Origin of the sequence: Aquabacterium sp. (assembly GCF_035476535.1) — a bacterium.
Taxonomy (GTDB): domain Bacteria; phylum Pseudomonadota; class Gammaproteobacteria; order Burkholderiales; family Burkholderiaceae_C; genus Pseudaquabacterium.
The window spans coordinates 1-10,842 of record NZ_DATILJ010000220.1 but is presented as its reverse complement, the minus strand read 5'-3'; the positions used below and the strand labels follow the sequence as shown (position 1 = coordinate 10,842).

Below are 10,842 nucleotides of genomic sequence, written 5' to 3'. Positions count from 1 at the left end.
TTTTGCGCAGTCCGATAACCGCTCATCTGATGGGCTTTGTGCCCTGAGTTGAGCGGGTCCGACAGGCCCGTCTCGCATCCGCCTTCACTTTGCGATGACACCCATGGCCACTGCCTTGCTGCAAGACCCTCGTGCCCTCGCCGACAGCCGCCCCTCGAAGGCCGGCGCCGCCTGGTCCGCTGCCGGTCGGCTGTTGCTGCGCCTGCTGCCCGGCTCGGCCGGCGCCGCGCTGCGGCAGCAGCAGCAAGCGCAGGCCGGCGCCATCGCCGCCCGGCTGGACGAGGCCGGCCGCATCTGGTCCAGCCACCTGGGCACGGCACAGGTGCAGATGCGCGAAGCCACCGAGCAGCTGCTGGGCGGCTTTGCGCAGATCCTTGAACAGCTGGATGCCATCGTCGAGCCCGCCGCTGGCCGCGGCGCCGGCGACGCCGTGCTGGACGACCGCGCCACCGTGCTGGCGCACTGCGAATCGCAGCTGCGCGGGCTGATCGAGAACTTCCAGGGTTTCGTGCAATCGCGTGAACAGATCCTGGGCTCCGTGCGCGCGCTCAGCGGCGCCTCGGCCAGCCTGGGCACGATGGCCGAGGACGTGGCCAAGCTGGCCCGCCAGACCAATCTGCTGTCGCTCAATGCCGCGATCGAAGCCGCCCGCGCCGGGCCCAGCGGCCGCGGTTTTGCGGTGGTGGCGGCCGAGGTGCGGCGCCTCTCGGTGGAATCGGGCGACACCGGCAAACGCATCGGCGACCAGGTCGGCGAGTTCGGCGAACGCATGCGCAGCACGCTGGGCCAGGCGGCCGAGCGCAGCGCGCACGATGCCGGCGTGATCCGCAGCTCGCAGGACACCATCAGCGCGGTGGTGCAGCAGGTGGACGGCGCGGTGTCGCAGCTGAACCAGCGCGCTGCCGATCTGCGCCAGCGTGGCCAGGCCGTGCGCCTGCAGGTGGAGCAGCTGATGATCGCGTTCCAGTTCCAGGACCGCGTGCATCAGATCGTGGACCAGGTCACGCAGTCGATCGGCAGCGCGGTCAGCCGGCTGCAGCAGTCGCTGGCCACGGGCGCCGCGCCCGGACCTGAGGAATGGCAGGCCCTGCTCAGCCAGGGCTACACCACCGACGAACAACGCATGCTGGCCCAGCCCGGCGGCCGCGCTGCGGTGCACGCCAGCGGGCGCGCCACAGTGCAGGCCGGCAGTGCCACCACATTCTTCTAATACGGAATATCCTCATGCCCAAGACCATCCTGATCGTCGACGACTCCAGTTCCTTGCGCACCGTGGTGAAGCTGGCGCTGGCGCGTGCCGGCTACGAGGTGCTGGAAGCCGGCGACGGCGAACAAGGCCTGGCCCAGCTGGACAAGGCGGCCAAGGTCAACCTGATCGTCAGCGACGTGAACATGCCGAAGATGGATGGCATCGCTTTCGTCGCGGCGGTCAAGAAGCACGCGCGCCACAAGTTCACGCCGGTGATCATGCTCACCACCGAAGGCCAGGACGCGAAAAAGGAACAGGGCCGCGCCGCCGGTGCCAAGGCCTGGATCGTCAAGCCCTTCAATCCGCCGCAGCTGCTGGACGCCGTCTCCAAGCTGATTGCGCCTTAGGCTCGGTTTGGAATCCGCCATGCGCAAAGCTCTCACCCTGCCCGCCGAGCTGACGATCTACGCCGTCGGCGAGCTGCGGCCCACCTGGCTGGACTGGGTCGGCGCGGTGCGCGGCGGCAAGGCCACCACCGATGCCAACGGCAAGACCTCATCCAGCACGGACGGCAAGGCCGACTTCCGTGTCGATGGCGCGGCCGTCGACCAGGTCGACGCTGCCGGCGTGCAGCTGCTGCTCTCGCTGGCCCAGGCCCTGAGCCAGAAGAAGCGGCGACTGCAGCTGGTGCACGCCAGCCGGCCGCTGGCCGCGGCCTGCCGCGTGCTGGGCGCGGAGCACCTGCTCGCCGCCGAACGCCAGACCGGAGCAGCCGCATGAGCAACGACTACCTGGACAGCGCATACATCGCCGCCGCGCTGCCGGCCTTCATCAGCGAGGCCGAAGAACAGCTGGACCTGCTGGAGCTGCTGCTGCTGCAGCTGGAAGACGCGCCGGACGACCGCGAACTGCTGGACACGCTGTTCCGCTGCGCGCACACCATCAAGGGCTCGGCCGGCCTGTTCGGCCTCGACGAGGTGGTGGGCTTCACCCACCATGTCGAAACCCTGCTCGATGCCGTGCGCCAGGGCCAGGTGGCGCTGACACCCGAAGTCAGCACGCTGCTGCTGCAGAGCAAGGATCAGATTCGCGGCCTGGTGGCGCTGGCCGCGGGCACCCCGGCCGAGGCCGAGCAGGCCCTGCCCACCGACGAAGCCACCCGCGCCGCGCTGGTGTCGCGACTGCGCGCCGCCAGTGGCGACTTGGCGCCGGACGCCGCCACGGCCCCGCAGGCGCACACCGCCGACCCGCCGGCGACCGGTGGCCGGCGCTGGGGCATCTCGGTGCGCTTCGGCAGCGACACCTATCGCAACGGCATGGACCCGCTGGCGATCCTGAACTACGCCGGCAACCTGGGCACGATCAGCCGCACGGTGTGCGACATCGCGGCCGTGCCGGCACTGGACAGCATCGACCCCGAGTCCTGCCACCTGGCCTTCGATTTCACGCTGGACACCGACGCCACGCGCAGCGAGATCGAAGCCGCCTTCAGCTTCGTGCGCGACGACTGCGAGCTGCGCATCACCGAGCCCGAGCCGCGGCCCAACGAAGTCTCGGCGCGCATCGAGGCCCTGCCCGACAACATCCGCCTGGGCGACATCCTGATCGCCGCCGGCGCCGTCACCCGCGCGCAGCTGCAGCAGGCGCTGCAGGCCCAGTCGGCCACCGTCGATGCCGGCGGCCAGGCGCCGCCGCTGGGCGAGATCCTGCAGGCCAAGAGCGGCCTCAGCCAGCAGGTGGTGGCCGCCGCGCTGCAAAAACAGGCCAAGCCGCGGGCGGCAGCGGCCGCCGCCGCGGCACCGGCCGGCAACGACAACCGCTACATCCGCGTGCAGGCCGACCGGCTGGACGCGGTGATCAACCTGCTCGGCGAGCTGGTGATCGCCGGCGCCGGCGCCGCGCTGCTGGCCCGCCAGACGCGCAGCGGCGCGCTGATCGAGGCCAACGCGCAGATCGGCCAACTGATCGAGGAGATCCGCAACGGCACGCTGCAGCTGCGCATGGTGCCGATCGGCGAGACCTTCTCGCGTTTCCGCCGCGTGGTGCGCGACACCGCGGCCGAACTGGACAAGGACGTGGCGCTGGAGATCATCGGCGCCGACACCGAACTGGACAAGTCGGTGGTCGAACGCATCGCCGACCCGCTGATGCACCTGGTGCGCAACGCGCTGGACCATGGCCTGGAAACGCCGGCCGAGCGCCTGGCCGCCGGCAAGCCGGCCCAGGGCCGGCTGACGCTCTCGGCCTGCCATGAATCGGGCGGCATCCTGATGCGCATCGTCGACGATGGCCGCGGCATCCAGCGCGACAAGGTGCTGCAGCGCGCCTGGGACCGCGGCCTGGTCGAGCGCGGCGTGGTGCCGCCGGAAGACGAGATCCTGAACCTGATCTTCGAGCCCGGCTTTTCCACCGCCGAGAAGGTCACCAACCTCAGCGGCCGCGGCGTCGGCATGGATGTGGTCCGTCGCAACCTCGAGGCGCTGCGCGGCTCGGTGCACGTCCACAGCCAGCCCGGCCAGGGCTCGCGCATCGAGATTCGCCTGCCGCTCACCTTGGCCATCATCGACGGCTTTCTTGTCGGTGTCGGCAGCTCGAAGTTCATCCTGCCGCTGGACGGCGTGGTCGAGGTGCTGGAGAACCGGCCCACCGCCACCGCGCTGGACGCGCGCGGCCGCAGCGTGGTGGCGTTGCGCGGCCAGGTGCTGCCGGTGGTGAGCCTGCGCACGCTGTATGCGCTGGATTCGCCCGCGCCCGAACGCAGCAGCGTGGTGGTGATCCAGGCCGGCACACGCCGCTACGGCGTGATGGTCGACCACCTGCACGGCCAGCACCAGACCGTGATCAAGCCGCTGGGCCGCCTGTTCCGCAGCCTGCGCGGCATCTCGGGCTCGTCGATCCTCGGCAATGGCGAGGTAGCGCTGATCTTCGACATCCCTGCGCTCGGCGAACTCGCTGCCGCAGCCCCATCCGCCAAGACCAACCATGTAAGGGAGCCCTCATGACCACCCATCGCACCCCCTGGCTGCAGCGCCTGTTCACGCCCCAGCCAACCGAACAGGAGCTGCAGGCGCAGCGTGCGCAGCAGCGCGACCTGGCCGACATGAAGGCGCGGCTGGCCGCGATCGACAAGGTGCAGGCCACCATCGAGTTCAGCCTCGACGGCAAGATCCTGACGGCCAACCGGAACTTCCTCGACACGCTGGGCTACTCCCTGGTCGAGATCCAGGGTCAGCACCACTCGATGTTCGTCGAGCCGGCTGACCGTGCCAGCAACGAGTACCGCAGCTTCTGGGACAAGCTGGGCCGCGGCGAATACGACGCAGGCCAGTACAAGCGCATCGGCCGCGGCGGAAAGGAAGTCTGGATCCAGGCGTCGTACAACCCGGTGCTCGACGAGAACGGCAAGCCGGTCAAGGTGGTCAAGTACGCCACTGACATCACCGAGGCCAAGCTGCGCGCCGCCGACTTCGAAGGCCAGCTGCAGGCGGTGAGCAAGGCCCAGGCAGTGATCGAGTTCAAGCTCGACGGCACGATCCTGGGCGCCAACGACAACTTCCTGAAGACGCTGGGCTACACGCTGGACGAGATCCGCGGCAAGCACCACAGCCTGTTCGCCGAACCGGGCTACGCCAACAGCGTCGAGTACCGGCTGTTCTGGGACAAGCTCAACCGCGGCGAATACGACGCGGGCCAGTACAAGCGCCTGGGCAAGGGCGGCCGGGAAGTCTGGATCCAGGCTTCGTACAACCCGATCCTGGACATGAACGGCAAGCCGTTCAAGGTCGTCAAGTACGCCACCGATGTCACCGCCGAGGTCAACGCCAACAACATGCTGCGCCAGGCCGTCGCGCAGGCGCAAGCCGTCACCGCCGCCGCCAAGGAAGGCGACCTGACCCAGCGCATTCCGCTGGAAGGCAAGAGCGGCCCGATCGCCGAACTGTGCAGCGGCGTCAACACGCTGATGGAAACCACCTCGGTGATCTTCGGCGACGTCGGCCGCAGCTTCGGCGCGCTGGCCGCGGGCGACCTGTCGCAGCGCATCACGCGGGACTATGCCGGCACCTTCGGCCAGCTGAAGAACGATGCCAACGCCACCAGCGAAGCGCTGGCCGGCATCATCGACGATGTGGGACGCGTCTTTTCCGCGTTGGCAGCGGGCGACCTGACGCAGCGCATCACCCGCGAGGCCGACGGCGTCTTCGACCAGGTCAAGCAGGACGCCAACAGCAGCTGCGACAAACTCGCCGGCATCATCGACGAAGTGCGCGCCGCCGCCGACGCACTGACCGGCGCGGCCAACCAGGTCAGCGCCACCGCGCAGTCGCTGTCGCAATCGGCCAGCGAACAGGCCGCGTCGGTGGAGGAAACCTCGTCCTCGATCGACACCATGTCGGCCTCGATCACGCAGAACAGCGACAACGCCAAGGTCACCGACAGCATGGCCACCAAGGCCAGCAAGGAAGCCAGCGACGGCGGCCAGGCGGTGACGCAGACCGTGGGCGCGATGAAGGAGATCGCACGCAAGATCAGCATCGTCGACGACATCGCCTACCAGACCAACCTGCTGGCGCTGAACGCGGCGATCGAAGCGGCACGCGCCGGCGAACACGGCAAGGGCTTCGCGGTGGTCGCGGCCGAGGTGCGCAAGCTGGCCGAGCGCAGCCAGGAAGCGGCCAAGGAAATCGGCGACCTGGCCGGCAACAGCGTGTCCACCGCCGAGCGGGCCGGCAAGCTGCTGGACGAGATCGTGCCCTCGATCCAGAAGACCAGCGACCTGGTGCAGGAGATCGCCGCGGCCTCGCAGGAGCAGAGCCAGTCGGTGACGCAGATCGGCAGCGCGATGGGCCAGCTGTCCAAGGCCACGCAGCAGAACGCATCGGCCTCCGAAGAGCTCGCCGCCACCGCCGAGGAACTGTCGGCCCAGGCCGAGCAGCTGCAGCACTCGGTGTCCTTCTTCAGCGGCGGCGCGCAGGAAGCGCCGACGGTGCAGCGCAAGGCCGGCAAGGCCGAGTCGACCGGCTTCACCGAGCGGCGTGCACCCAACTCGCCGATGCGCGGCACGGCCAAGCCCGCCCTCGGAGCCCAGGCCAAGGCCACTGGCACGCACGGCAACTTCCGCCCTTATTGAGTGTTAGCACCGGCCGCCTTCGACGACCTGTCCTCAACGGGGGACGAACTTGCGCCAAGGATGATGGAGCCACTTTCATGAGCCAGTACCTCACTTTCTCGCTCGGTGACGAGGTGTTCGCGATGCACATCCGCACCGTGCGCGAGATCATCCAGTTCGGCCCGGTGACCACCGTGCCGCTGATGCCCAACTTCGTGCGCGGCGTGATCAACCTGCGCGGCGCGGTGGTGCCGGTGATCGACCTGCAGGCGCGCTTCGGCCGGCCGACGGCCGGCGTCGGCAAAAAGACCTGCATCGTGATCTTCGACGCGGTGCGAGACGGCGAACGCGTCGAACTCGGCCTGCTGGTCGACGCGGTGAGCGAGGTGATCGACATCGCCGCCGAGCAGATCGAGCCGCCGCCGGCCTTCGGCAGCTCGGTGCGGCGCGACTTCATCCGCGGCATGGGCAAGCTGGGCCAGCGCTTCGTGATCATCCTCGAGCCCGACAAGGCGCTGGACATCGACGAGATGGCGCAGCTGTGCGAGTCGAGCTGCGAATTGGCGCCGCACGCTCTGGCGGCCTGACCCGCCCGCACCGGAGCCCCCATGCACACGCTGCGGGACGACACCTTCCGCCAGATCGGCGGGCTGATGCACGCGGCGATCGGCCTGAGCTTTCCCGACAGCAAGAAGCCGCTGATGCTGTCGCGGCTGAGCCCGCGCCTCCGCCACCTGGGGCTGGACAGTTTCGAGGACTATGCCGCGCTGATCCGCAGTGCCGACGACGGCGGCGAATTCCAGATGGCGGTGGACCTGCTGACCACCAACGAGACCTACTTCTTTCGCGAGCCGGCGCACTTCGATTTGCTGGCACGGGAGATCGGCCAAGCCCGGCAACGCGCACCGCAGGTCTGGAGCGCCGCCGCGTCCTTCGGCGACGAAGCCTGGAGCGTCGCGATGCTGCTGGCCGACCTGCAGCAGCAGGGCCGCGTCGACAGCGGCTGGTCCATCCTGGCCACCGACATCAGCGACCGTGTGCTGCGCAGCGCCCAGCGGGCCATCTACCCGCAGGAGCGGCTGCGCCATGTCACGCCCGAGCGGCTGCGGCGGCACTGCCTGCGCGGCGAAGGCGAGTCGGCAGGCCTGGTGCAGATTCACCCGCGGCTGCAGGGCAAGCTGCGCTTCGGCCAGCTGAACCTGTGCCAGGCCATCGAGCCGCTGGGCCCGTTCGACATCATCTTCCTGCGCAACGTGCTGATCTACTTCGACGCGCCGACCAAGGCCGCCGTGGTCGACCGCGTGCTCGAACAGCTGCGCCCCGGCGGCCTGCTGTTCATCGGCACCGCCGAAGGCCGCGTGCCCTGCCGCACGCCGCTGCAGGTCATCGCCCCGGGCGCGTTCCGCAAGACCGGGGTGCGATGACGATCAAGGTCTACGTCGTCGACGATTCAGCCGTGGTGCGGCAGGCGCTGCAGCACCTGCTGCAGGACGACTCGACGATTGCGCTGATCGGCAGCGCGCCGAACCCGCTGATCGCCGCACCGGCGATCCGCAAGCATCGGCCCGACGTGCTGCTGCTGGACATCGAGATGCCCGGCATGGACGGCCTGAGCTTCTTGCGCCAGATCATGGCCGAGGCGCCGATTCCCACAGTGATCTGCTCCACGCTCACCAGCGCCGGCAGCAGCATGGCCCTGGAGGCGCTGGCCGCTGGCGCGGTGGCCGTCATCGCCAAGCCGCGACTGGGGCTCAAGCAGTACCTCGAAGACACGCGGCGCGAGCTGGTGCAGACACTGAAGGCCGCGGCGCGGGCCCGGCCCCGCGCCGCGGTGGCCAGCGCCAGCGGCTGCGCCCGTTCGACGGCACGCCCCACAACGCCACCCGCCCCGGCCGGCCGGCGCACGCTGTCGGTCAACAAGCCAGTGCTGATCGGCAGTTCCACCGGCGGCACGCAGGCCATCGAATCGGTGCTGCTGGCGCTGCCGGCCGACAGCCCCGGCATCGCCATCGTGCAGCACATGCCGGAGAAGTTCACCGCGATGTATGCCGAGCGGCTGAACAAGGTCTGTGCGATGACGGTGCGCGAAGCGCGCGACGGCGACCGGCTCGAACGTGGCCTGGTGCTCATCGCCCCCGGCGGCCGCCACCTGCAACTGCGCAAGGCCGCGGGCCAGTACTTCGCAGTCGTGGCCGACGGCCCACACGTGAACCGCCACAAACCATCGGTCGACGTGCTGTTCCGCTCGGCCGCCGACTGCGCCGGCCCGGACGCCCTGGCCATCCTGCTCACCGGCATGGGCGACGACGGCGCCCGCGGCATGAAGCTGCTGCACCAGCGCGGCGCGCGCACCGTGGCGCAGGACGAAGCCTCCTGCGTGGTGTTCGGCATGCCCAAGGAAGCGATCCGGCTCGGCGCGGTGGACGAGGTGCTGCCGATCGGGCGGGTGGCGGCGGCGGTGCTGGGGTTTGATGCGCGGGGGTGAGCCCTCGTTGCGTCAGCGATAATTCTGCACGTTCGTGTCAGCGGTTCGGTTCGGCGGTAACCGCCCGTCGCCTTGCGCTGCGCAACCCCTATCGTGTATGCAATTTCAGCGCGATACCCGCACTGATTGGCCGCTTCACGCCCACCGCTGTGGCCGAACCCACTCTTCGAGGTATGCGCGCAAGCGATGACGACTCCCATGCCGATTCTCAACACAATGGCGCGCGCAGGCAATGCGGCACGCCGGATAGCTTCCTACTGGCGCCGCTTCGGATGGCGCGCGACGATCATCCGCCTGCACGTTGAACTCCAGAGACGCCGTGGTGGGGTTGCTGAAGTTCAGATCGCTGAACCACCGTTGGCAACAATGGCCAGACCACCAAGGCAACACACATCGCAACTCATGCCCTCTCCCCAAGGGGCGGAGCAGCTCGTCGAGGCTGTTGCACCACTGCGGACGTACTGGGTCGCTGCAAGAAGCCGTCAACGCGTGACCCTGGTCATCGACAGCATCGCGCGCGGAAGCCTTTTCGGCGGCGCGGGTACCGCATTGATACTGGCGGCGTTGCTTGCGAACCGTCGTGGCGCTGACCTGCGAATCATCACGCGGACAGCGCCGCCGGCACCTTCGAACGTCGACCAACTCTGGCGTATCAACAATATTGAACTTGATGGGGAGAGCCAGTTCGTGTTCGCTCCTCGCGGCGACACGAACAAAGAAATCGACTTGCTACCTGATGAGCTTATCGTCACGACATCCTGGTGGACGACTGCGGCTGCGTTGTTGACGATACCTCCGGCCCAAATCGTCTATCTGTTGCAAGAGGACGAGCGGATGTTCTACTTGTTTGGTGACGTCCGGTTGAGCTGTGAAAACGTGTTTCGAAACCAGGGCATCCGTTTCGTCATCAACACGCAAGTCTTGAAGCAACATCTGATCAATGATGGCTTGTCCCATCTGCAGCGCCAAGCTTGCAGCTTCGAGCCGGCATTTCCTGCTTCGGTCTACTACCCAAGGGCCAAGACTCCGGGGTCAAAGATGCGCTTTGTCTTCTACGCACGACCGCTGAACCCTCGCAATCTCTTCTTCCTAGGCCACGAAGTCATCACTGCCGCCGTAGCGCGTGGAGTGCTCGATCCGAAGGAGTGGGAACTGATATTTGTTGGCCGCGACGTTCCTGACCTGCAGTACGGAACTGATTGCATACCAGTCAAGCGCGAGAACCTAAGTTGGGGGGACTATGCCGATCTCCTTGGCGGTGCCGATCTGGGTCTGAGCCTGATGTACACGCCTCATCCGAGCTATCCACCACTGGACATGGCAGCCAGCGGTGCTGTAGTCGTGACCAATCGCCATGGGCTCAAGCAAGATCTTAGTCACCTCTCTGCCAACATTATTTGCTGCGAGCCGAGTTGTGAAGATCTTGTGCGCGCATTGGCGCAAGGCGTGGCTCTGGCCCGCGATGCGCGGCAGCGTCAGGCAAACCATCAGTCCAATACCCTGCAACGGGATTGGCGAGTGAGCCTGGGTGAGGTCGTCGAACAGATCGCCGGAGCGCGATGATGCATGCACTGCAAACGCCGAGCGTTGCCTACGCTGACCCTTGGCTGCAACCGCTGGAAGAGCGGTTGCGCATGCTTGCGGCAGGCCATCGGCGTGTAGCGTACTACTACGAAAGCGCCAACAACAGCACCTTTCGCTATCGCGCTTACAACATGGTCCAAGCCCTGACGTCAGATGGCGATGGCCAGTTTGGCGCCAGCTACTTCTTCCGTAGCGATCTCGATCGTGTGGATGAAATCGCAGATCTCGCGACCGTCCTGGTAATCTGCCGTTCTGGCTATGACCACACTGTTGCCACGCTGATTGCACGGTTCCGCGCTCGCGGCAGAACGATCATCTTCGATATCGACGACTTCGTTTTCAATAGTGACTTCGCACACCTCATCATGAACACGCTCGCCGTGCCCACACATGATGCTGCTGCGTGGGTGCATTGGTTCCACTACATCGGCAGCCTTGGCACCACCTTGCGCGCATGCGATTCCGGCATCACGACGA

9 protein-coding genes and 1 pseudogene are annotated in these 10,842 nt (G+C 67.4%); all 10 read left to right on the top strand.

Annotated elements, in window-relative coordinates; translation table 11 throughout:
- The first annotated feature begins 103 nt into the window (after positions 1 to 103).
- Entirely contained in the window at positions 104 to 1,210 is a 1,107-nt protein-coding gene (locus VLK61_RS21555; protein ID WP_325423783.1) for a methyl-accepting chemotaxis protein, read from the top strand.
- Positions 1,211 to 1,224: 14 nt separating this feature from the next.
- On the top strand, positions 1,225 to 1,596 hold the full coding sequence (locus VLK61_RS21550) for a response regulator (protein WP_325423782.1): 372 nt from the start codon (positions 1,225 to 1,227) through the stop codon (positions 1,594 to 1,596).
- A gap of 19 nt (positions 1,597 to 1,615) precedes the next feature.
- Positions 1,616 to 1,969, top strand: coding sequence for an STAS domain-containing protein (locus tag VLK61_RS21545; protein ID WP_325423781.1), 354 nt, complete (start codon positions 1,616 to 1,618; stop codon positions 1,967 to 1,969).
- Positions 1,966 to 4,191: a chemotaxis protein CheA gene (locus VLK61_RS21540; protein WP_325423780.1), complete on the top strand. Its 2,226-nt coding sequence runs from the start codon at positions 1,966 to 1,968 to the stop codon at positions 4,189 to 4,191. The genes VLK61_RS21545 and VLK61_RS21540 overlap by 4 nt, the downstream gene beginning before the upstream one ends.
- Positions 4,188 to 6,317 carry a methyl-accepting chemotaxis protein gene (locus VLK61_RS21535; RefSeq protein WP_325423778.1) on the top strand — a complete coding sequence of 710 codons (2,130 nt, stop codon included), beginning with the start codon at positions 4,188 to 4,190 and terminating at the stop codon, positions 6,315 to 6,317. Before VLK61_RS21540 ends, VLK61_RS21535 begins: the two co-directional genes overlap by 4 nt.
- A gap of 77 nt (positions 6,318 to 6,394) precedes the next feature.
- Entirely contained in the window at positions 6,395 to 6,883 is a 489-nt protein-coding gene (locus VLK61_RS21530; protein WP_325423776.1) for a chemotaxis protein CheW, read from the top strand.
- Between the two features lie 21 nt (positions 6,884 to 6,904).
- Positions 6,905 to 7,720 (top strand): CheR family methyltransferase, encoded by an 816-nt coding sequence (locus VLK61_RS21525; RefSeq protein ID WP_325423774.1) that lies wholly within the window; start codon positions 6,905 to 6,907, stop codon positions 7,718 to 7,720.
- Positions 7,717 to 8,781 (top strand): protein-glutamate methylesterase/protein-glutamine glutaminase, encoded by a 1,065-nt coding sequence (locus tag VLK61_RS21520; protein WP_325423772.1) that lies wholly within the window; start codon positions 7,717 to 7,719, stop codon positions 8,779 to 8,781. The genes VLK61_RS21525 and VLK61_RS21520 overlap by 4 nt, the downstream gene beginning before the upstream one ends.
- Before the next feature lie 198 nt (positions 8,782 to 8,979).
- The gene (locus tag VLK61_RS21515) at positions 8,980 to 10,344 is read left to right on the top strand and encodes a hypothetical protein (RefSeq protein ID WP_325423770.1); all 1,365 of its coding nucleotides are present in this window, start codon (positions 8,980 to 8,982) and stop codon (positions 10,342 to 10,344) included.
- A pseudogene (locus VLK61_RS21510) lies at positions 10,344 to 10,842 on the top strand (glycosyltransferase family 1 protein); the annotation flags it as partial. The gene VLK61_RS21515 and the pseudogene VLK61_RS21510, both read left to right, overlap by 1 nt.

What these genes read in the sequence shown, in the direction of transcription:
- VLK61_RS21555 (WP_325423783.1), top strand. Translation starts at nt 104, where the DNA reads ATGGCCACTGCCTTGCTGCAAGACCCTCGTGCCCTCGCCGACAGCCGC.
- VLK61_RS21550 (WP_325423782.1), top strand. Translation starts at nt 1,225, where the DNA reads ATGCCCAAGACCATCCTGATCGTCGACGACTCCAGTTCCTTGCGCACC.
- VLK61_RS21545 (WP_325423781.1), top strand. Translation starts at nt 1,616, where the DNA reads ATGCGCAAAGCTCTCACCCTGCCCGCCGAGCTGACGATCTACGCCGTC.
- VLK61_RS21540 (WP_325423780.1), top strand. Translation starts at nt 1,966, where the DNA reads ATGAGCAACGACTACCTGGACAGCGCATACATCGCCGCCGCGCTGCCG.
- VLK61_RS21535 (WP_325423778.1), top strand. Translation starts at nt 4,188, where the DNA reads ATGACCACCCATCGCACCCCCTGGCTGCAGCGCCTGTTCACGCCCCAG.
- VLK61_RS21530 (WP_325423776.1), top strand. Translation starts at nt 6,395, where the DNA reads ATGAGCCAGTACCTCACTTTCTCGCTCGGTGACGAGGTGTTCGCGATG.
- VLK61_RS21525 (WP_325423774.1), top strand. Translation starts at nt 6,905, where the DNA reads ATGCACACGCTGCGGGACGACACCTTCCGCCAGATCGGCGGGCTGATG.
- VLK61_RS21520 (WP_325423772.1), top strand. Translation starts at nt 7,717, where the DNA reads ATGACGATCAAGGTCTACGTCGTCGACGATTCAGCCGTGGTGCGGCAG.
- VLK61_RS21515 (WP_325423770.1), top strand. Translation starts at nt 8,980, where the DNA reads ATGCCGATTCTCAACACAATGGCGCGCGCAGGCAATGCGGCACGCCGG.